The following is a 20,901-nucleotide window of genomic DNA, read 5'->3' as shown; positions in this document are numbered from 1 at the left end:
GTGTTCGACCAGGCGATAACGCGGGTTTAATCCAGCCGGTTGCTTCGCGCAAGTGGGGTGTGTGTCGGCCGCGCACACGAGGGATTGGCTAATGTCAGCTTGCACTTGCACATTGCCATCGTCATAAAAGGCGCGCCGCCATGCAACTGCGGCGCGACGGATGGCCCAACTCAGTAGTAGATCGTGGCCGAAGTGGGTGTTGTCTCAACATCGTAGTTGCATTGCACGTCGAGATCGGGACTGTAGTTGTTGGATGTCCATGGCGGAGAGTGCACGCGACGTAATTTGTAGTCGTATACGCCGATATCGTCAAAAGTGATGCTGCCGTCGGGTGGGTACTGGTCGCAACTATCAATCGAATACACTTCCAGCGCGCCTGCTACCGCAGAGCTGATGCTCAAGTTGCCGTAATACGTCGTGCTGAGCCGAACGCTCTGGCCGCTGGTGAGGTTGCGTGTGTCGATGTTCCAGCTTGAGCAGGGCCTAAGGTTGTTGCAGGTGGCATAGGTGTCGCCAACGATTTGATCGCCGGTCTTGGCCGCAATGGTGTCGCTTTGCCACACGGTGCCGTCTTTGCAACAGTTCCAGCTACTCAGGTCCCAGGCGTTGTCGTAGCCGCGGTAAGCCAGCACCGGTTGCAGGATGGCCGGATAATCGGTCGTGATCCCAGGGAAAAAGTACACCGTCTGTTGCGCCACGTTAGTCGGGTTTTGCGGCACTTTCCAACTCGCCACGATGCGGCCGAGCGGGGTGCCAGTCTGGTAAAAGGCTGATGCGACCCAGCTATCGGTAATCGGTGGCGGTATTGAATGGTGAGGTTTGGATGCGGTCAGCGCGGCGTCGCCGCGCACCTGCCTGCCATCCAGGCCAGTGCCGTCCGGCCGCACACGGGTGCCGTTGGCGGTGAAGTTGTCCTGGGTGCAGACCTTGGTCTGTTCGCGCATGCCATTGGTGTGTTGCACGCTGCCGTCTTCGAGGATGCGCTCGTCTTTGCTGATGTGGTGGACGCAGGCGGGTGGGAAGTAGCCGAATGGGGTTTGCACGTAGTCGTCGGGGACGCCGGCGGGTTTATGCTTGGCTTGCATGTCGGCAACACGCATCAGGCGTGTGTCGGGTGCATGCTCCTGGGCCAGGGCGGTGCTGGTGGCGCTGCCAATGCCTAGCAGTACAAGTAAAAAAATCAGTGCGATGTCGATATGGTGGCGACAGCGGTGTACCACGGATGTTGGATGATCTGCGTTGAGATTCATTGGAATCGCTTTGTCGTGACTGAATACGAGCGTGTCCTTGGAAGGCCCAGTATTCGGCTGCTGGATTGCATGTCGATACGCGCAAGTTGGGCCGCGGATGCGGAATTCCCATGTGCGAAATGAGGGTGTTGAGTGCTTTAGGTTCGCTCGATAGTGGCCTGCATGCTGGCTGTAGGAGTGGCGACGATGTGCCGCTTTGATCTGGCATTCTTGTAAAAATTCAGCAAATACATTTGCGAATTCGGCATGGCCGGTAAACATTGGAAGTGCGGCACAGTTGAATCTTGTTGGTTGCTTTCTTCCTTGGATTTATTTGTAGACAAATACGCGAGTCAATGCAACCACTTTGTGGTGCCCCGATTCGAGCGCAGAGATGTCGGCGATGGTGCTGGATGAGCGAGAATCGTCGCCTCGTGCGAGCGACCTGTGGACCATCGCAAACGAGACGGCGTGCGTCCCAATCGCTGGCATTTGCATCACCGCAACTACGCCCGTTTGTGTCTATGCCCGCGGTGGTGGAGCGCAGCGCGGCTGTTCCAGCAACTGCACGAATTGCGCGGCGATCACCGCGCCGCCGAAGTTTCGCTGGACGAACGCACGTCCGGCTTGACCCATGCGTTGGCGCCGCGCCGTATCGCATAGACGCACGATCGCATCGCGCCAAGCGTCCACGTCGCCGGGCGGCAGCAGTTCGCCGCTGATGCCCGCATCCAGTGTTTCGGCCACCCCGCCGACGTCGCTGGCCAGCACAGGCACTTCGCTGGCTTGCGCTTCCACCGAGACCCGGCCGAAGGTTTCCGGCGCCAGCGACGGAAACGCCAGCATCGACATCGCGTTGTAGTAGGGCGTTGTGTCGTTGACCCAGCCGACGAAGCGATGGCGCGCGCTGTCGTCCTGAGCGGCGGCCTGCGCCTTCAGTTGCGCCGCGTCCGGCCCATCGCCAAGCCACAGGCAATGCAGCCGCGGCTCCAGCGCCATCGCCGCCGACGCGGCTTGCAATAGCGGGAAGATGCCCTTGCCCGCGTGCATGCGTCCGCTGTAGCCGAGGACGATGGCATCATCGGGCAATTGCTGCGCGCGGCGGATGGCCTGGCCTCGCACTGGATCTGGACGCAGTCGCTCCATGTTCACCGGGTTGTACAGCACCTGCACCAGTGCCTCCGGTACGCCGCGCTGTAGATACGCCTGCCGCGCGTAGTGCGATACGGCGAAGAACCGTGCCGCCAGACGCGGGATCGCGTAGCCGGACAGCGCGCTCATCGCCGGTGTGCGATGGCGGAACAGTGCCACGCGGATGCCGAGAGTGCGCCCAGCCAGCAGCAGCGGCCAGTATTCCTTGCCGAAGTTGCCGACCAGCCAATCCGGTTTGCTGCGCCGCGCCGCGCGCAACAGCGGCGCGTAACCGGCGGGGTCCAGCACGTTGCGGAACCGCCCAAGATGCACGGTGATGCCGCTGCGCTGCAGTTCCTCGGCGATCAGTCCACCTGCGCAGGCGATCACTTCCACGTCGTGGCCGACGCCGGCCAGCGCCTGCGCCAGGGCCACGAAGTGCGTGGCTGCGCCAGTGTTCTCAGAGTTGGTACCGACGAACAGGAATTTCATGCGCGGCGGTCCTCGTAGGCAGTCAGTGCACGCAGCGCGAAGTGCGGCAGTAGATGGTGGCGTGCGACCTGGATGCGCGGGTAGCGCCATGGATCGGACCCCGACACGGCGCGGCCCCGGCGAGTGCTGGTCGCGGCGGTATAGCCAGCGGCACGTACGGCTTCGGTGACGCGCTCGTCCATGTCGCCATAGGGATAGCAGAATTGTGGCACCGCTTCGCCGAGTAGATCTTCCAGCTCGCGCTTGCAGCCGCCGATCTCCTCGCGCAACGCGGCGTCGCTGCATCCGGTCAGGTGTGGGTGCGAGCGGGTGTGTGCGCCGATCTCCATGCCGCCAGCGCGCCAGCGGCGCAGCTCGTCCAGGTTCATCAGTGGCTTTTCGATGCCGAGTTTCTCCGCGTCCCAGACGTTGTGGCGGCCAATGCAGCCACTGACCATGTAGACGGTGGCGGTGAAGCCTAGCTGTTGCAGCACCGGCAGCGCCGCGTGCAGGTTGTCGAGATAGCCATCGTCCAGGGTGATCACGGCGATCTTGCCTTGGCGCTCGCCACGCAGGTAGGGCATGGCGTCGGACATGGAGACGCCGCGGTAGCCCAGTCGCTGCAGCAGGCGCATCTGCCGGGCGAAGCGCGCTGGTGTCACGTACAGACTGCGGTAAACCTGTAGGTGTCGCGGCGCTTCGGCGATGTTGTGGTACATGAAAATCGGAATGCGGGCCGTAGCGGTGGTCTCGGAAGGCATCTGGAACGGCTCGGTGACAGGGGCGCAATGGGCAATGGACGATTTTAGCGCAGCTCGCGCGTGACGGTTTGTTCGCGCAATTACATGGCGCGTGGTGCGCGCTGCTGCCGGCCTGCGTCGCATGTGCTGATGGGCGCGTTCGCCGACATCATGGCAGAGTCAGCATGGCCGGTATCATTGTCGTCTGACGGGTGTGGGCGGTTCCGGTGCTGTGCCTGCAGCGGTGAAGCGCGCGGTTGCCGAGATCGCGTTGCTGTTCGTGCGCATCTGTCGGCGTCCATGGATGTCGCGCCGCCAGAGAGCGGCGGCGCGACGCAGGCGCAAGCTCAGTAGTAGATCGTGGCCGAGGTTGCGGTGGTTTCCACATCGTAGTTGCATTGCACGTCGAGATCGGAACTGTCGGTATCGGAAGTCCAATCTGGCGACCGCACAGGACGTAGCTTGTAGTCGTACACGCCGATTTTGTTGAAGGTGATGCTGCCGTCGGGTGGGTACTGGTCGCAACTGTCCACCGAATACACTTCCAGTGCGCCGCCCACCACCAGGTGCGTGTCCGAATCGATATCGTAATTGGTGCTGAGCCGCACGCTCTGGCCGCTGGTGAGGTTGCGTGTGTCGACGTTCCAGTTCGAGCAGGGACTGCGGTTGTTACAGGTGGCATAGGTATCGCCCACGATCTGATCTCCGGCATTGGCCGAAATGTAATCGCTGTGCCACACGGTACCATCCTGGCAGCAGTTCCAACTGCTGAGGTCCCAGCCGTTTTTGAAGCCCCGGTAGCCCAGCACCGGTTGCAGGATTGTTGGATCCTCGCTCTGCATGCCGGGGAAGAAGTACACCGTCTGGTTAGCGACGTTGGTTGGGTTCTGCGGCACTTTCCAACTCGCGACGATGCGGCCCATCTTGGTAGAGGTCACGTCCATGGCCGACTGGATCCAACTATGGTCGATCGTGGGTGGCGGCACCGAGCCGCGCGATTTGGAGGCGCTCAGCGCTGCGCTGCCGCGGACCTGGCGGCCATCCAGGCCAAGACCGTTCGGGTGTACGCGGATGCCTTTGGCGGTGAAGTTGTCCTGGGAGCAGACTTTGGTTTGTTCGCGCACGCCATTGGCGTGTTGCACGCTACCGTCTTTCAGGATCCGTTCGTCGCTGCCGACGTGGTGGACGCAGGCGGGCGGGAAGTAGCCGAACGGAGTTTGCACGTAGTCGTCGGGGACGCCGGCGGGTTTGTGCTTGGCTTGCATGTCGCCCACCCGCATCAGGCGTGCGTCGGGTACATCCTGAGCCAGAGCGTTGGCGCTGCTGAGGCCTAGCAGCGCGAGTAAAAGCGTCAGTGCGACGCTGGGATGACGGCGATAGCGTCCTGCCACGGAGTGTGTGGAATGTGTGTTGAGTGTCATTGGAATCGCCTTGTATTGAATGCCTGCAAAGTGCGTTCCCGGTAGTTCACGCATTGGTGGTCTCGGCTGACGCGTCGACACGCGCAAGCTGGATCGTCGATGCGGAATTGCCGTGCGAGAAAACGAGTGTGTTGAGCGGTGTAGATCAGTTCGATAAATGCCTGTCTAGTCGATGGATGGGCGGGGGAAGATGAATTGTGCCGATGTGGCGTTCTTGTCAAAATTCGACAGATAAATTGGTGAATTCGGTATCGTTGGCGAAGGTTGGAGTTGCATCACGGTCACGACTGTGGATGTTTTTTTATTTCTTGGTCTAATTTGTGGACAAATGCGTGGGTCGATGTAACCATTTACGCAGTGTCCAGATTCGAGAACGTGCCGATGCGACCCGCCGGCCCTGGATGCGCGAAAATCACTCAATGGCGTCGATTCGACGCGTGACCCTTGTGTTTTCAGGAAGCTGCCATGCGCTTACTTACGCGTTGTCTCTGCTTTGTCGGAGTGCTGTTGCGTGCGGGTGCTGACCGATGAGCTCGCCTTGGGGTGATCGTCCGCGTGGCACGCGGACACCTGCACCGAGGCAGCGCAGTGCGTCCGAGCCTGTGGCCGATGCCCATCGCGACGAGTTGCGTTTGTACGGGCTGAATGCCGTGCGCGCGGTGTATGCGCGGCGGCCCGAAGCGATCCGGAAGTTGTATCTGGCTCAGGCGCGGATTCCCGCCTTGCAGCCGTTGCTCAAATGGTGCGTGGCGCATCGCGTCGGTTACCGGGTAGTGGACGAGGCCGATCTGAATAAGCTCGCCGCCAGTGCGCACCATGAAGGCGTGGTTGCCGATGTGCTGCGCGAAGCGCCGTTGCGCCTGGAAGATTGGTTGCAGACGCTGGCGCCAGGTCCAGTGTTGGCGCTGTGGCTGGATGGGGTCGGCAACCCGCACAACTTCGGTGCCATCCTGCGTTCGGCTGCACACTTCGGCGCGGCCGCGATTCTGTTGCCGGAAGGGGCGATGTTGGCCTTGTCCGGTGCCGCCGCGCGGGTCGCCGAGGGTGGTGCCGAGGCGGTGCCGCTGGTGCGCTTGCCTGCGCCCACTCAGGCATCGGCGCAACTGCGCAACGCCGATTTTGCTTTGGCGGCGACGCTGGTCGAGGGCGGCGACGCGTTGTTCGCCACCGCGTTACCGCAACGCCTTATCTACGTGATGGGCGCCGAGCGTGATGGTATGGATCGCGATTTCGCGCAGGCCTGCGACCTGCGTCTGTCGATTCCCGGCAGCGGCGCGGTGGAAAGTCTCAATGTCGCTGCGGCGACCGCCGTGTTGCTGGGGGCATGGCGCTGCCGTCACCCGTTGCCGAATGATCGACGACAAGGCGATTGAGCTGCGCTGCACGCAACATGCGGACTGTGATGTTGTCGCGATGTTGTCGATGCGGGTGTTGACGTCATCTGATGTTTTTCAACTTCCTCGCCGCAGCGGTCGCGCGCGGCATCTCATCATGCGCTGAGCGTATTGCATGAATAGATTGCATATGGCGATGCAATTTTGTGCGCAGGTGCATGATTTCGTGTTTGCGCATCCTGCGATGGCGGGGTAGGCTTCAAGCGCGGGCTTCGCCACATAGTGGATTCCCGCGCAGTGTCAATATGGTTGTAAACGATGTAATCGCTTGCCCGAAAGGGTCATCCATTATTGCTACGAGGATATCGCTTATGAAGCTAATGCTTACCATCAAAGGTCTGATTTCTTCCAAGAAGAGCCTGAAGTCCTACTCTTGGCCGCACTGGTACTGATTGACATATCCGCTGTATTTTTACAGCGGATATAAATCAACGATGCAATCACGCCGCCGTAAAGGTAATTCTTCATTCAAACCGAGGATATCTCCATGAAGCTGCTTTTTTCCATCAAACACCTACTCTCCTCCAAGAAGAGCCTGAAGTCCTCCGCTTGGGAGGGATACATCTCCTACTAACCGTCCCATCCACTGCGTTCCGCAGTGGTACTTGGCACGATGCCTCTACGTTGCTAGGTGTGGGGTTCGAGTTTATCTACTCACCCTGCATGGCATTGTGTATTTTGGTTGTGACCATTGCGAGACGTGTGCGTCAGGTGCTCCATTGCTCCTGAAATCTGAAGCAGTCGATGCCCGGCGGACGGGGTTCGTCGGGCATCGTTTCTTTTAAGCTTAGGAGAATTCGGATGTCCGCAATCCTGACTGGCCGCGAAGTGCGCACGACCGTCTTCGCATCGCCCCTGCAGGCGTTGTTACGCGAGCATCTAGGACAGGATGCGTTCCGGTTGGAAAAGAATACGATTGGTGTCGCCGGCGCGACGCTCATTGATCAATTGCTTGCGGCGAGACCCGCGACAGAGCACGAACGTCCGACGTTCAAACCCTTGCAAGGTCGTTCGATCACCCGCGCCGAAGCCGCGAAGCTGATGCAGGCCATTGGCTCGGACGTGCGCGAGGCGCTGAAACGCCCGGTTCCCGCAACGCTCGATCTATCCGGTTCGTGGCCGCATGTGGGGCATCGCTATCTGTGCGATCTGTTGCTCGGGACGGATCCATGGCGTTTGCGTGTGCTGATGGACAGAGCACTCGAACTGACTCCCATGTTGACCTGGACGTTTATCGCGGCCGGCGCGGCATTGCCGTTGACGGCGCGGGAGGACGCTTCGGCGCTGGCCAAGGTGACCGTTGCCGCAGGCGCGAGCTGTTATCGCGAGCGTCGCCATGCCATGGGTCTGTATCGACGTGCCGCCGTACCGCTTTGCTTCACCATCTCTGCGCTCGTCGCCAATGCGCTATGGCTCGGATCGCCTTTCGATCCATCAGCATCCAACCGCAACATTCTCTACGAAGCAATGCGCCTGCTGCCGCCGGCCTGGAGCCTGCTGCGCAAAGCTTCACCCGAATACGTTGCGCTGGACCAGCGCATCGGCGTTGCCGATGATCTCCTGGTCCTGCCCCTGCTCAGTCACCGTGACCCGGCGCTGTGGGAGGACGCGGAGGTGTTTCGTCCAGACCGCTGGGATCGATTGGATCCCGATGCGCTGCCAGGCTATCTACCGTTTGGACACGCATCCGAACGCTGCTGGGGGCGGCACATGGTCATGCCGCTGGCCGAGCAAATGCTGGAGTTGCTGCGCGCTCAGGACCTCGTCGTCAGTCCGAAGCAGCGTCGTGCGCATGTGCCGCTGCCTGGGTTGCTAGGGGTCTTCCAGATTGACGTCGTCCGACAGGGGCGCGGCTGATGCGCTGCGCTGGTGACCAAACGCATGGCATTGGTCCGTCAATTGCACCCGGCCTGCACCGCGTGTACACGTTTGTTTGCCGGCCATGACGCCACGGGCAACGCGTCAGTTCGATGCGCGTGCCGCTGCTGGTGGTGCGGTGGAGTTGCGCGGTACCAGCGTATACGTCATCACGTGGTGGATGCCGCGATTGGGTAGGCCGCTGCGGCGTTGGCGGATTTCGCCGAGCAGCAGAGTCACGGCGGTGCGGCCCATCGCGGCGACCGGTTGGTGGATGGTGGTCAGCTCGGGCCAGATCGTGGTCGCGACCGGCGTGTCGTCGAAGCCGGCGATCGATAGATCCTCGGGCACGCGCAGGCGCAACCCGTGTGCCACGGCCACTGCGGCTGCGGCCATGTCGTCGTTGCTGCACAGGATGGCGCTTGGATGCGGTGTTGTCTGCAATAACCTACTTGCGGCGAGCAGTCCGGAGCGATAGGTGAACAGACCTTCGGCCAGACGTGTCGGCTCCACCGTCAGTCCGCTTGCGGCCATGGTGTCGAAGAAGCCGCGGCTGCGTAGAGCGCTCGGCGTATGACTCGGATCGCCGCTGATGAAGCCGATATCGCGGTGGCCCAGTTCCAGCAGGTGCCGGGTGATTGTGCACGCGGCCTGGTAGTCGTCGATGCGCACCGAGCTGATGCCGCGCATTGGCGTGCCGGTGGCCACGGCTACGAGTGGGATGCCGCGTTCGTCCAACGTTTCGATGGTCTGCCACGCATCGCACAGTGGTGGCGGCAGGATCATCCCGTCGGCACCGGCGGCAAGCAGGCGCTCGGCGGCGGCGTGTTGGTGATCGCTGTTCTCGCTTTTTTCCACCAGAACCTGGCTGCCTTCCAGGCTGCTTTGCTCCAATACGCCGAGCATGAACTGGTTGAGATAAGCCGCGCTGGGGTTGCTGTACAGCACGCCGATCCGCGCCAGGCAAGCGGTGCGCAGCGAACGTCCGGCCAGATTGGGACGGTATCCCAGTGCCTTGATCGAGGCTTCCACGCGCTCGCGCATGCTAGCGCCCACGCGTGGATGACGATTGATTACACGTGAAGCGGTCATCGGTGACACACCCGCATGGCGGGCCACATCCAGCAGCGTCACCGCTGAGCCCACGCGACGTTGTCGTGTGGTCATCAAGTGTCCTGATGTTGTTGCGAAGGGAGCTGCGTTTGTCATCGGCAGGTCATATACAGCTTACTCCCTGTGCGGCACCGCTGTCTCGGCTTGGTGTCTACCAAGTCGCTCCCTGATCGCGGCTGGCTTGCTGGTGACACGCCTGGCCCGCGCGACGGGGCCGTGCGGCGCAGGCCAGTCGGGTGTTCAGCGTGGTGTTGTGTCGTGCTTGAGGGAGTCGCGGATCTCGCGTAGCAAGAGCACTTCCTCGCTTGGGCCCTTGTCCGCTGGCGGTTCCTTGCGGGCGATGCGGTTGACCGTTTTCACCAACATGAAGATGGCGAAGGCCACGATGACGAATTGGACGATGGTATTGAGGAAGTCTCCGATGCCGATCACCACTGCCGGCACCGGCTTGCCGGCCGCGTCCACCGTCGCCGCTTTCAACGTCCATGCCCAACGCGAGAAATCCATGCCGCCAACGAGCAGTCCAATCGGCGGCATGATGATCTTTTCCACCAGTGCGGTGACGATCTTGCCGAATGCGGCGCCCAACACCACACCGACGGCAAGGTCCAGCACGTTGCCACGCATGGCGAATTCCTTGAATTCGCGGATCATGCTCATCGGAGGTTCCTCTTCGTTGACGCGGGCGGATCGCCGCAGCCCTAGACTAGCGCAGTCGGCGGTGTGTACGCCGGTACAGGTATTGTGGCGCTGTGCTGCCGTTAGCCGACGATAGTGCCGTGGCGCTCGATTACCTTCTCCAGGCGTGCGCTGAAACGGTCGCCGGGCTGGAGTGCGGCCACGCCGGCGGGCGTGCCCATGAACACCAGGTCGCCAGCGCGTAGCGCGAACAGCATAGACAATGCCTGCAGGATCTCCGGCACGTTCCAGATCATCTGCTCCAGTCGCGATTGTTGGCGGATCTGGCCGTTGACTTCCAGCGATAGCGTGCGCGTTTCCAGCGGGCCCACTTCGCTGGCCAGGACCAGTTCGCTGATCGGCGCGGAGTGGTCGAAGCCCTTGGCGATGTCCCAGGGCAGTCCCTTTGCCTTGGCCGTTGCCTGCAGGTCGCGACGGGTCAGATCCAGGCCCACGCCGTAAGCCAGTACTAACGCGTTGGCCTCGGTGATGCTCAACTCACCGGCCGGCGCGTTCCGCCCCACTGCTGCCACCAGTTCCACCTCGTAGTGCAGGTCCTGCGTCGCGGGCGGGTAGGGGATGGTCTCGGTGCCGATCACCAGCGCATCGGCGGGTTTCATGAAGAATATCGGCTGACCGCGCTCGGCTTTCGTGGCGGGGACGCTGGCGCCCATCTCGCGCGCATGGTCGGCGAAGTTGCGGCCCACGCAGTAGATGCGATGCACGGGAAATAGGCCCTGCCCGCGCACGGGAACGCGCGGAGTCTCGGGGGCGATAAACAGGTCGCGCATGCACAGATACCCTGGCGGCAAAAGGATTGCCGCAGTGTAACGCCCATGCTTGTTTGCAGAGCTGAAAAACTAGGCGTGCGCCGCTACCGAGCGCAGCGCAGCGCACGCGATGGTGATTTACAGCGGCAGTGCGGGCTTGCGCACCACTCGGTATTCACCATCGACCACCTGATGGCGCACGGTTGCCGGACGCTTGCCGCGTTGGCTCAGTAATTTCATCGCGATGCCGCCGAGGATCATGGCCGCACCCACGAACACGCTGATGAACACCAGCCCTGCCAGAATTGCCAGACCAATCAGGCCAAGCGCCAGTTTGACCAGTGGATGGCGTGGCTTGCGCGGCGCGAACACCTGTCGGAGGTGGTCGAAATTGAAGATGCGATCACGCATGGCAGATGTCTGTGTCAGTTGGAACCGATGGCGCGCAGTATCGGTGCTGTTTTATCCTGAGTGGTGAAAAATTCGTTAATTAAAAAATTAACACTTGCCGCTCAATCGTTTGTATGTATCGCCCAAGTGAAATGGGAATGGCGCTGCCAATGGAGTCGCCATGCAAGAATGGGGGTCTTGTCGCTGCCCGCTCCACGTTCGATGTCCGACTCTCCTGCCGTGCTTGCGTCCTTGCATCATCTGGTCCCTGGTGAACTGATCGAGGTCCAGGCCATGCTTGGCGGCGAGTCCGAGTCGCTGCTGCTGTATCGCGATGGCGACGATGTACGCGTCTGGTTGAATGTCTGCCCGCATGCCGGACGACGTCTGGATTGGGCACCGGGTCAGTTCCTGAAAAGTCGCCAAGGCCACTTGGTGTGCGCCGCGCATGGTGCCGCGTTCGACTTGCAGGCGGGTCAATGTGTCTCGGGCCCATGTCGTGGCGAGAGCCTACATGCGGTGCCGGTGACAGTGCGCGCCGGACAGGTGGTCCTGCTTTAAAGCGCGCCCCACCAGTGCATCGACATCAGGTTGACCATCAGCACCACCACCAGCGTATAGATCAGCGATAACGGCCCACCCACCCGCCATAGTTCGCGCGGCTGGTAGTTGGCCGGGCCGGTAATCATCGAGATCACTGGGTTGGACGCAGTCATCAGGTTGTTGGAGGCCGACAGCGCCACGATGAGTGCGAATGCGGTGGGATTGCCGCCCGCCGCCAGCGCCAGGTTGACGGCGATCGGCACCATCACGATGGTCGCGCCGACATGGCTGATGACCAGCGAAAATGCCGTGGTGAGCAAGCCCAATGCGATTTCCAGAGTCCACACCGGCATGCCTTCTGGCAGCCGCGCGATGGTGTGGCCGGCAACCCAGGCGGCGGTGCCGCTGCTGTCCATCGCCCAGCCCAGCGGGATCAACCCGGCCATCAGAAAGATGGTCTTCCAGTTGATTGAAGCGTAGGCCTCCTCCATGCGCAGCACACCGGTCAGCAGCATGCCGGCCACGCCGGTCATCAGGGTCAGTGCCACCGGCAGTTTGGAGGTGAGTGCGATCAAGATGGTCAAGGCGAAGATCGTCATCGCGATCTTGAATTTGTGCGGGCGATGTTCGCCCTTCGGATAGTCGGTGACCACCACGAAGTCGCGGCTTTCCGAGGCCTGTGCCAAGTCCTGCCAGATGCTATGGAACACCAGCATGTCGCCAGCGTACAGCGGCACCTTGCGGACATTCTCGCGGATCACTTGCTTGTTGCGGTTGATCGCCAACAGGCTGATGCCGGCCTGCTTGCGCAGGCGCAGTTCGGCCGCGCTCTTGCCGATGAAGCGTGAGGTCGGGGGGATCACCGCCTCGGAGATGCCGGCGCGGCTGGGGTTGAACAGGTCGCCGAGGTGGCGCAGGCGCGAGGACATACGCAGGAAATGGTTCTGCGCGAAATCGGCGACCTGCTGGCGCGTACCCATCACCCCGAGCACACTGCCGACCCAGATACGCATCTCCGTCGGCGGTGCCAGCCGGGTATCGTTGCCGGTTTTCAATGCCAGCAGCAGTGGGGCGTTGTGGATGGTCTCGGCCTCGCCCAGGGTCATGCCGACCAACGGACTGTCGGCGCTGACGATCAATTCGAAGACGTCGCCCTCGATGCCGTAGGTGTGGGCGAAGTAGCTCTCGGTGCGTGCAGGAGTGACGCCGTTGTTGATCAGCAGTTCCTCTTCCGCCAGCACCTTGTCGCCGCGCAGGCGGAAGTAGATCAGTGAGGCCAACAACAGCGCCAAGCCGATCGGCAGCGGCGCGAACATGCGCAGTGGTTGGATCGTGGCCATGCCCGAGGGCAGGTTGTTGTTGGCCGATTGCAGCAAATCGTTGAGCAGGATCAGTGGCGAGGTGCCGACCATGGTCAGCGCGCCTCCCATCACGATCGCCGCGGCGATCGGCAGCAGGAGCCGTTGCAGGGTGAGCGTGGTACGCCCGGCCAGCCGCGCGGCGACCGGCAGGTACAGTGCCATCACCGACGGGTTCTGCATGAACGAGGAATTGAGTCCGGCGATGGCGGTGGTGAACAGCATCAGCCGTTCCTCGACGCCGCGCGCACGTCGCAGCAACCATGACGCCAGCCGGTTCAGTGCGCCGGTGCGTTCCAGTCCCGCGCCGAGGATGGTGGTGGCGATGATGCTCATCACCGCGTTGCCGGAGAAGCCGCTGAACAGTTCCTCTGGCGCGATCAGGCCGGTAACGCCCAGGACCACCAGGACCACCAGGGCCACCACGTCGGCGCGAATGCGTTCGAACACGAACATTGCCATCGTGAAGCCGACGAGCCCGAGAACGAGTTTCATGTCGTTGGTCAGGGTCAGCGCGGTGTCCATGCGGGGCTGTGCTCGTAGATCGGGGTCAGGCGCAAAGCGACCGCAGGCACGATGCGCATGCGGCAGTGTAGGTCGGTGGCGGGAGCATGGCGCAGACGCACTTCATAGATGTGCTGTCGCTCCTGTTTCCACCTTGTCGTACAGCAAGTCCCATACGCCATGGCCCAGGGTCTGGCCACGGGTCTCGAAGTGGGTCTGCGGACGCCAGTGCGGACGTGGCACGTGGCCACGCGGCCCGGCGCGGTTGCTCAGGCCTGGAGTGGCGTCGAGCACGTCCCACATCTGCTCTGCATAGTCGGCCCAGTCGGTGGCGCAGTGCAGCCGGCCGCCGTCGCGCAGCTTGCGCACCAGTAATGCGGCAAATGCCGGTTGCAGCAAGCGTCGTTTGTTGTGGCGCTTTTTATGCCATGGGTCCGGGAAATAGATGCGGATTTCGTCCAAGGCCGCGTCGTCGATTTCGTGTTGCAGCACTTCCACGGCGTCGTGGTGGTACAGGCGCACGTGCGCGGCGTTGTCTTCGTCCAGGGCATTGAGCAGGCGGCCCACACCCGGTGCATGTACTTCGATGCCGATGTAGTCGCGGGCCGGATCGTTGCGGGCGGCATGCCGCAGCGCGGTGCCGTTGCCGAAACCGATCTCCAACACCTTGGGGGCATTGCGTCCGAACAGCGCCTGTAGATCGCGCGGCCGACCCTGGTAGTCCAGGCCGAAGCGCGGCCACAGTGCATCGAAGGCACGCTGCTGGGCCGGGGTGAAGCGGCCTTGGCGCAAGACGAAACTACGCACCTGGCGGCGGCCTTCCTCGACCGTGAACGGCTTGGGCGGTGTCTTGGCGCCGGCGCTGGAAAACGGGTCGGTCATGCGCGTGTTTTCATCCGATCAGCCCATCAACTGGCGAGGACGCGCTGGCGTAACGCTTGCGCGGGATACGCCCGGCCAGGAACGCTTCGCGTCCGGCTTCCACGGCCTTGCGCATCGCGCTGGCCATCAGCACCGGGTTGCGCGCCCCGGCGATGGCGGTGTTCATCAGGACGCCGTCGCACCCCAACTCCATCGCGATCGCTGCGTCCGATGCGGTGCCGACGCCGGCATCAACGATGATCGGCACCTTGGCGTTGTCGATGATTTCCAGCAGGTTGTAGCGATTCTGGATGCCCAGCCCGGAGCCGATTGGCGCGGCCAGCGGCATCACCGCGACGCAGCCGATTTCTTCCAGGCGCTTGGCCAGAATCGGATCGTCGCTGGTATAGACCATCACCTCGAAACCTTCGGCGACCAGGATCTCGGCGGCCTTCAGGGTCTGCACCACGTCCGGGAACAGGGTGCGCTGGTCGCCCAACACTTCCAGCTTGGTCAGGTTGTGCCCGTCGAGCAACTCGCGCGCCAGGCGGCAGGTGCGTACCGCGTCTTCGGCGGTGTAGCAGCCAGCGGTGTTGGGCAGGATGGTGTAGCGCTCCGGCGGCAGCACGTCGAGCAGATTGGGCTCGCCCGGACTCTGGCCGATATTGCTGCGGCGGATCGCGACGGTGACGATCTGCGCGGCGGCGGCCTCCGTCGCAAGGCGGGTTTGTTCGAGATCGGCGAATTTGCCGGTGCCGGTGAGTAGGCGCGAACGATAAGGTTTGCCGGCGATGACCAGCGCATCAAGTGGGGCGTGAGGGTTCATCGGCGGATTATCGCCCATCGCACCCGCGCTGCCGAGTTCGCGCTGCGTCGTGGGCCATCGCGATTCAGCCGCCGCCCAGTGCGTGCACGATCTCGACCCGATCACCATCGTGTAGTAGGTGGTCGGCGTGTGCGCCTCGCGGCACGATCGTGCCATTGACTTCGACCGCGACCCGACGTTGTGCGAGATTTTCCTCGGACAACAGTGTGGTGACGGTGCTGCCGGGGGACAGCGTGCGCTGTCTGCCATTCAATTCGATATACATGTTAAGGTTTCGTAGCGTGCGCTTCGGTGCGCGATTTGCGTTACGCACAGGCGCGAGGTGAGTGTCTGGATGGGGTTGAGATCGCACCATCTTGCCATGCGGCTTCAATTTTTTTCCTTCGCTCATTTACTTGCACTACAAACAATTTCAATGTTCTTGCCCGGGAGGGCATTCATGACTTCTATCCGTCTGTTCCGTTCGTCGCTTGCCGTCGCCATCGTGCTTGCTGCCGCGCCCGCATTTGCCCAATCCACCTACAGCCGCACGGTGTTCTTCGGTGATAGCCTGACCGACGCTGGCTATTACCGTCCATTGCTGCCGGCCTCGGTGCAAGCGGTGACTGGACAGTTCACCACCAATCCGGACTGGGTCTGGGCGCAGTACATCGCCCGTCACTACGGCACCAATGGCGCAGCCAATGGCAATGGCCAGATCGGCGACAACTATGCCGCGGGCGGTGCCCGCGTCGGTGTGGACAATCTCACTGCCCTTGGCGTGGCGCCGTCGCTGGCGACGCAGACCAGCAACTATCTGGCTGCCAACGGCGGCAAGGCCGACCGGCACGCTCTGTATGGCGTGTGGGGTGGTGCCAATGACTTGTTCGCCATCGGCGGGCAGGGTGCTCCGGTGGCTTCCACCATCGCCGATGCGGTGACGGCCGAAGTGGGCATCGTTGCCAGCCTGAAGAGCGCGGGCGCGCGTTACGTGATGGTCACCGATGTTCCCGATCTCGGCATTACCCCGAGAGCCCGCGCCGCTGGCGCGAATGCAATGGCACAGGGCACGGCGCTGTCCAGCGCGTATAACACCGCCTTGTTCGCCGGACTGAAGAGCGCCGGATTGCGGGTGATTCCGGTGGACTCCTTCCACCTGCTGCAGGAACTGGTCGCCAACCCGGCGATGTACGGTTTTACCAATGTCACTGGGACCGCCTGTCAGCCGCAGATCACCGCGCAGTCGTTTACCTGCAACCCGACCACCTACGTCAGCCCCACTGCCCCAGAAACGTATGTGTTCGCCGATGGCGTGCATCCGACCGGCTACACCCATGAACTGCTGTCGCAGTACACGCTGTCGATTCTGGAAGGCCCGCGTCTGCAGCAGGTACTGACGCGTTCAGCGCAGATGGTCGGTCGCGCGCGTGCGGACCAGGTGGCTTGGCATGTGGACGGCCGTCCGGAGGCCGATGGCATGCGTTGGTGGGGCAACCTGCGCGGCGACATGCAGCGCTATCAGCACGGCGACCTGTACGACGGCATGGCGCCGGCGGGTTTGTTCGGCCTGGATTGGTCGCGCGGTGAGTGGGTGTTCGGCGGCTTCGGCGGTTTCGGTCGAGTCGATGCCGATTTTGGCAACAGCAGCGGTAAATACACGCAGAAGGACTCCACGCTGGGCGGCTTTGCCGGCTGGTACGGCGAGCAAGCGTGGGTCAACGCTCAGATCAGCTACAGCTGGTTGCGCTACGACGTGACCCGCAAGGTCAACCTCGGCCCGGCCAGCATTGAGCACAAGGGGTCGCCGGATGGCAGTAACCTGACCGCGGCCCTGCAGGGTGGTTACGAGTTCGGCTTAGGTCCTTTCAAGACTGGCCCGGTGGCTGCTGCGATCTGGCAGAAGGTCAAGCGCGACGGCTACACCGAGAGCAACCTGGATTCCAGCGCGCTGGGCTATAACAACCAGAGCGTCGAGTCGATGGTTGGCCGTATTGGTTGGAAGGCCAGTCTCGATGTCGGCATAGTCAAGCCGTACCTGCAGGCTACCTACGATCACGAGTTCAAGAAGAATCATGAAGCCACCGCTTGGTTGCAGACTATGTCGGATATCGGCAGCTTTGCGGTGCCGGGCATCAACTTCGACCGCAACTATGGTTCGGTGGTGCTGGGCGCGCGGTTCAAGCTATTGGGTCTGGACAGCAATGTCGGCATCGACACCACCACGGCGCAGTCGCGTGCGCACGACACGTCGGTGTTCTTGAACCTCGGCTGCAGTTTCTGATTGGTTGCCATATCGCCTGTCGTGTCCGTTGTTGTGTTGGACGCGATAGGTGATGCAACGCCGTGCGTCGGCTAGACGCACGGTGGCAGCAAGGGCTCTGGTTGCGCCACTTCCATGGGAGATGGCGTGGCTGGAGCCTGTTTATTTTTGGGTGTTTCCAGGTCGTCTCGATGTTATCGGTGATCTCTGGAATGCGCCGCTTTGTTGCGCAACGACGGGCTCAACGCATAGACTGCGCAGGCAATGCGGGCGTAGCTCAATGGTAGAGCTGTAGCTTCCCAAGCTACTGACGTGGGTTCGATTCCCATCGCCCGCTCCAGTCTCGCGAGTTGCAGCGCTAAGTTATTGACTGCGCTGGCTATTCCTCCCGGCTGAAGACCGCCTCGAACGACCTCCGAAGGTATCGTTTGAGGTATCGTTTTTGCCCAAGCCCCTCTTGCTGCATCGGCCGTCAGGCCTCTACGTGCGCTTCTTGGTTCCTCCTGATTTGCGGGGGCAAGTCGGCTCGCGATATCTCGTTCGCCCTCTCCATCTTCGCCCCGGCGATGCTGCGCGTCTGGTGTCTGCCTACATGGGGATGGCACTATCGAACGCGTTCCAAGCATTGAGGCAGGGGAAGTCGGTGGATCTGGACGAAGTGCTGCGCCGCATTCGAGAACAAGGACTGCGCGAACTCACATTGACCGATGTGACGCTGCCCAATGGCACGCATCTCGGTAAGGCCCAGATCGACACGCCCGAAGATGCGGCGCTGTTTGCTGAGCTGTTGCGCGATCCAGTCAGCGGAAATGCCGCGCCTGCCAAACCAAGTGGCTGGCGCACCGGCAAGGCCAAAGCGTCTGGCCCGCTGTTGTCCAAGGCGATTGCGGATCACTTGGGAGACTTGGAGCGTGCCAAGCTCCACAGTAAGACGGTGCTTGAAAGCCGCCACTCATTGCGTTTGTTTGCGGGTGCGGTGGGGCAAGATCTCGCGGTGTCCGAGCTGACGGTAGACCACGTGCGCGCCTTTTTCGATGTCGTGCGGTGGTGGCCGTCGAATGCGACCAAGCGTGCGCCCTATAAGGACCTTGCGGTCATGGAGGTGGTGGCGCTTGCCCAAACTAATCAAGTTCCCGAGCCTGCCGCCTGGACGGTTGCCAAGCACCGTCAGCGCTTGTCGGTGTTCTTGGCGTCGCTCGTGTCGGCAGGGCTTCTGGCGAGCAATCCGTTAGCAGGCATCCGGGCCATTGCCACGCCTGACGCCGACGACACGGGTGAGCCCTTCACCGATGCTGAGTTGAAGGCGATCTTCGATCCGGTGGCCTTCCCGGCATGGGCCAAGAAGTATCCGCACAGATGGTTTGGCCCGATGCTTGGGCTTTACTCAGGGGCGCGCGTGAATGAGATCGCGCAGCTTCGGGTGGAGGACATCGACACGATTGATGGGGTGCCAGGGTTCTTCGTGCGACAGGGCGGGAAGGGGCAGAGCGTCAAGAACAAGAACAGCCGCCGTTTTGTGCCATTGGCCAAGCCGGTGATCGATGCCGGCTTTCTGGTCTACATCGATGAGGTGCGCCAGGCAGGACACACGCAGATCTTCCCGCATCTGCCCAACAGCACCGGACTGGGCTTTGGTCGACAGTTGAGTCGACAGTTTTCGGTCTACATTAAACGTCAAGGGATCACGGCGAAGGGGGAAGGCTTTCATGGCTTTCGCCACACCATTGCGTCGCGTTTGGATGAAGCGGGTGTGTCGGCCTCAGCCATTGCGGCGATCACCGGTCATGCGCGCGGGCAGGGCGTGTTGGAGAAGTTCTACATTGATCGGCGAAGTCTGCCGGACAGAGTGGCGTCGCTTGCTAGGTTCTCGCTCCCTGTCCAGTTGCCTGTCTACATAAAAGGCACCTTCTATTGACCTTGGGTGAGCCTAGATCATTCTGAATTAGCAGCTTTCGCTCGCTGGTCAATCTACATCTAGATTTTTGAATCAAGGGGATTTTAATGTCATCGCGTGGAAGGATAATCTATGACTATCTGTTTAGAATTTTCATAAATCTTCTCTTGTGGGTATTTTTAGCGCTGATCACCGTGGAATTGCCATGGTGGGTTTTCAAGGATTCAGGTCCGGCAGCAGCTACAGCGACCTTTAAGATTGGCAATTTCTTGGACTGGAACCTCTGGTGTAGATTGATCGTAGCCGCCGCCGTTGTAGCGGCGCTCTTGTTTCTTGTCTCAAAAAAAGATGAGGCTAAGTATCGACATCAGTTCGTTAATTATTTACTCGAGGACGTCTTTGGTGTAATAATAAATGCAGCGTCATTGCTGGCGGTTTGCTCGCTTTGGATGCTCAATCCCCTTCTCATGCTGATTGCTGCTGCAAGTTACTTGTTCGGCCTTCGCTTTTGGTATTTGCTCCTGCCAAGCCCATAGCAAAATTGAAAGATTGAAGGAAATCCAGGCGCTTACCAAAAGCATAAGAAGTAATGATCTAAAAATTGTCAACATCTCGCATATCCAATAATAATATCAAGAGGCTAGGGTATATAGGAATAAAGTCAAGTCCAAGAGGTGGCCGGGACGCTGATTGCAGGCGACTGCGAGGATCATGTTCCTGGAATTGAGTATCAGTAAACCATGATGGAAGCCTCTCCCATCTGATAATAGGTATAGGAAGTCCTTGATTTTATGAGGATTTTGGAAGGGTCGGCATAGCGGCAACCCATTCTTTGGAGAGTTCGTGGAAGACATCCAATGCTTTCAGGGATCTAGAGTGCGCGCTCTTAAGATGAGGGATGATCTCTTTCAATCTGATGGGGTCTTCGGTGCCGATGCCCCATCCCCGGCTCCCATCTCCATGGCCTATCCAAGTCGTGCGCGTTGTGACTCCGATGATCAATGATCGCGGAGATCCATGCTGATAGTCGTTCCTGAAATTACTACTGGCTTCGTTCAGTTCTCTAACTTCAAGATCTGAGAGGGATGCGGCCAGTGCGGGCCATGCGGACCAGTGGTCTGCCACTCTCTTGGCAAAGCGGATGTCGACATTGCTCTTTCCATTCCATCCATGCTCTTTTCCTACAAACGGGTTGGCCAATGCCCCGCACTCAACCGCTGCGAAGATCAATTGGCCTCGTATAGACTGGGGCGCTGATATCGCAAGATTGGCCAAAGGCTCAATGTGCTCAAGCGACAGGGAAAAGATCTGTTCGTCATCAAGGCGTTCGATTACCAGATCCCAAGCCTCCAACTTCTTGATCATGGACCCAAAGGTGTTGATATGGTTCGCAAGTTCACGAAGAGCGCGGCCTAGAGCGTGTTATGAACTTTGAAGTAGAGACGTTGCATTTCCAAGCATGAGCATTGAGAAGACGACGAA

General features: G+C 60.9%; 20 protein-coding genes and 1 tRNA gene. 8 read left to right on the top strand and 13 right to left on the bottom strand.

Annotated elements, in window-relative coordinates; genetic code table 11:
• Positions 1-170 precede the first annotated feature (170 nt).
• From XALGPE39_RS10395 to XALGPE39_RS10380, 4 genes are all read right to left on the bottom strand, one after another.
• On the bottom strand, positions 171-1,511 hold the full coding sequence (locus XALGPE39_RS10395) for a hypothetical protein (RefSeq protein ID WP_235429791.1): 1,341 nt from the start codon (positions 1,509-1,511) through the stop codon (positions 171-173).
• 240 nt (positions 1,512-1,751) lie between these two features.
• Positions 1,752-2,852 (bottom strand): glycosyltransferase family 4 protein, encoded by a 1,101-nt coding sequence (locus XALGPE39_RS10390; protein WP_045728109.1) that lies wholly within the window; start codon positions 2,850-2,852, stop codon positions 1,752-1,754.
• Positions 2,849-3,592 carry a polysaccharide deacetylase family protein gene (locus tag XALGPE39_RS10385; RefSeq protein ID WP_045728108.1) on the bottom strand — a complete coding sequence of 248 codons (744 nt, stop codon included), beginning with the start codon at positions 3,590-3,592 and terminating at the stop codon, positions 2,849-2,851. Before XALGPE39_RS10385 ends, XALGPE39_RS10390 begins: the two co-directional genes overlap by 4 nt.
• A 326-nt stretch (positions 3,593-3,918) precedes the next feature.
• Positions 3,919-4,992 carry a hypothetical protein gene (locus tag XALGPE39_RS10380; protein WP_235429790.1) on the bottom strand — a complete coding sequence of 358 codons (1,074 nt, stop codon included), beginning with the start codon at positions 4,990-4,992 and terminating at the stop codon, positions 3,919-3,921.
• Positions 4,993-5,519: 527 nt separating this feature from the next.
• Between XALGPE39_RS10380 and XALGPE39_RS10375 the strand changes: the two genes are divergently transcribed.
• The 3 genes from XALGPE39_RS10375 to XALGPE39_RS10370 all read left to right on the top strand — a co-directional run bounded on the left by XALGPE39_RS10375 (position 5,520) and on the right by XALGPE39_RS10370 (position 8,243).
• Complete coding sequence (locus tag XALGPE39_RS10375; RefSeq protein ID WP_045728107.1) at positions 5,520-6,365, top strand: TrmH family RNA methyltransferase; 846 nt, start codon at positions 5,520-5,522, stop codon at positions 6,363-6,365.
• Entirely contained in the window at positions 6,343-6,492 is a 150-nt protein-coding gene (locus tag XALGPE39_RS15980) for a hypothetical protein (RefSeq protein WP_161795340.1), read from the top strand. The genes XALGPE39_RS10375 and XALGPE39_RS15980 overlap by 23 nt, the downstream gene beginning before the upstream one ends.
• 695 nt (positions 6,493-7,187) lie before the next feature.
• Complete coding sequence (locus XALGPE39_RS10370; protein WP_045728106.1) at positions 7,188-8,243, top strand: cytochrome P450; 1,056 nt, start codon at positions 7,188-7,190, stop codon at positions 8,241-8,243.
• 105 nt (positions 8,244-8,348) lie between these two features.
• On the opposite strand, the gene XALGPE39_RS10365 is transcribed toward XALGPE39_RS10370, so the two are convergent.
• The 4 genes from XALGPE39_RS10365 to XALGPE39_RS10350 all read right to left on the bottom strand — a co-directional run bounded on the left by XALGPE39_RS10365 (position 8,349) and on the right by XALGPE39_RS10350 (position 11,215).
• Positions 8,349-9,413 carry a LacI family DNA-binding transcriptional regulator gene (locus XALGPE39_RS10365; RefSeq protein WP_045728105.1) on the bottom strand — a complete coding sequence of 355 codons (1,065 nt, stop codon included), beginning with the start codon at positions 9,411-9,413 and terminating at the stop codon, positions 8,349-8,351.
• A gap of 183 nt (positions 9,414-9,596) precedes the next feature.
• Complete coding sequence (mscL, locus tag XALGPE39_RS10360) at positions 9,597-10,016, bottom strand: large-conductance mechanosensitive channel protein MscL (protein ID WP_045728104.1); 420 nt, start codon at positions 10,014-10,016, stop codon at positions 9,597-9,599.
• A gap of 101 nt (positions 10,017-10,117) precedes the next feature.
• The gene (locus tag XALGPE39_RS10355; protein ID WP_045728103.1) at positions 10,118-10,825 is read right to left on the bottom strand and encodes a fumarylacetoacetate hydrolase family protein; all 708 of its coding nucleotides are present in this window, start codon (positions 10,823-10,825) and stop codon (positions 10,118-10,120) included.
• A 117-nt stretch (positions 10,826-10,942) separates the two neighbouring features.
• Complete coding sequence (locus XALGPE39_RS10350; protein ID WP_045728102.1) at positions 10,943-11,215, bottom strand: membrane protein; 273 nt, start codon at positions 11,213-11,215, stop codon at positions 10,943-10,945.
• 201 nt (positions 11,216-11,416) lie between these two features.
• Here XALGPE39_RS10350 and XALGPE39_RS10345 point away from each other — a divergent pair, with 201 nt between their 5' ends.
• Positions 11,417-11,755: a Rieske (2Fe-2S) protein gene (locus XALGPE39_RS10345; RefSeq protein WP_045728101.1), complete on the top strand. Its 339-nt coding sequence runs from the start codon at positions 11,417-11,419 to the stop codon at positions 11,753-11,755.
• Here XALGPE39_RS10345 and XALGPE39_RS10340 read toward each other — a convergent pair.
• From XALGPE39_RS10340 to thiS, 4 genes are all read right to left on the bottom strand, one after another.
• Entirely contained in the window at positions 11,752-13,620 is a 1,869-nt protein-coding gene (locus XALGPE39_RS10340; RefSeq protein ID WP_045728100.1) for an SLC13 family permease, read from the bottom strand. The two genes, XALGPE39_RS10345 and XALGPE39_RS10340, sit on opposite strands and share 4 nt — an antisense overlap.
• A 102-nt stretch (positions 13,621-13,722) precedes the next feature.
• The gene (gene trmB, locus XALGPE39_RS10335; RefSeq protein WP_045728099.1) at positions 13,723-14,481 is read right to left on the bottom strand and encodes a tRNA (guanosine(46)-N7)-methyltransferase TrmB; all 759 of its coding nucleotides are present in this window, start codon (positions 14,479-14,481) and stop codon (positions 13,723-13,725) included.
• Between the two features lie 10 nt (positions 14,482-14,491).
• Complete coding sequence (locus XALGPE39_RS10330; protein ID WP_045729141.1) at positions 14,492-15,286, bottom strand: thiazole synthase; 795 nt, start codon at positions 15,284-15,286, stop codon at positions 14,492-14,494.
• A gap of 64 nt (positions 15,287-15,350) precedes the next feature.
• On the bottom strand, positions 15,351-15,551 hold the full coding sequence (thiS, locus tag XALGPE39_RS10325) for a sulfur carrier protein ThiS (RefSeq protein ID WP_045728098.1): 201 nt from the start codon (positions 15,549-15,551) through the stop codon (positions 15,351-15,353).
• A gap of 174 nt (positions 15,552-15,725) precedes the next feature.
• Between thiS and XALGPE39_RS10320 the strand changes: the two genes are divergently transcribed.
• The 4 genes from XALGPE39_RS10320 (at position 15,726) to XALGPE39_RS10305 (ending at position 19,955) form a co-directional block, all read left to right on the top strand.
• Entirely contained in the window at positions 15,726-17,546 is a 1,821-nt protein-coding gene (locus XALGPE39_RS10320; RefSeq protein WP_045728097.1) for an autotransporter domain-containing esterase, read from the top strand.
• Between the two features lie 245 nt (positions 17,547-17,791).
• Positions 17,792-17,865, top strand: a tRNA-Gly gene (locus XALGPE39_RS10315).
• Positions 17,866-18,117: 252 nt separating this feature from the next.
• A complete protein-coding gene (locus XALGPE39_RS10310; RefSeq protein ID WP_045728096.1) occupies positions 18,118-19,440 on the top strand; it encodes a site-specific integrase in 1,323 nt (440 codons plus the stop codon).
• 86 nt (positions 19,441-19,526) lie between these two features.
• Positions 19,527-19,955, top strand: coding sequence for a hypothetical protein (locus tag XALGPE39_RS10305; RefSeq protein WP_045728095.1), 429 nt, complete (start codon positions 19,527-19,529; stop codon positions 19,953-19,955).
• A 253-nt stretch (positions 19,956-20,208) separates the two neighbouring features.
• Here XALGPE39_RS10305 and XALGPE39_RS10300 read toward each other — a convergent pair whose 3' ends face one another.
• Positions 20,209-20,784 carry a hypothetical protein gene (locus XALGPE39_RS10300; protein WP_045728094.1) on the bottom strand — a complete coding sequence of 192 codons (576 nt, stop codon included), beginning with the start codon at positions 20,782-20,784 and terminating at the stop codon, positions 20,209-20,211.
• Positions 20,785-20,901: the final 117 nt, after the last annotated feature.

The organism is Xanthomonas sp. GPE 39, from assembly GCF_000963005.1.
GTDB lineage: Bacteria > Pseudomonadota > Gammaproteobacteria > Xanthomonadales > Xanthomonadaceae > Xanthomonas_A.
This window is presented reverse-complemented; position numbering and strand designations above follow the sequence as displayed.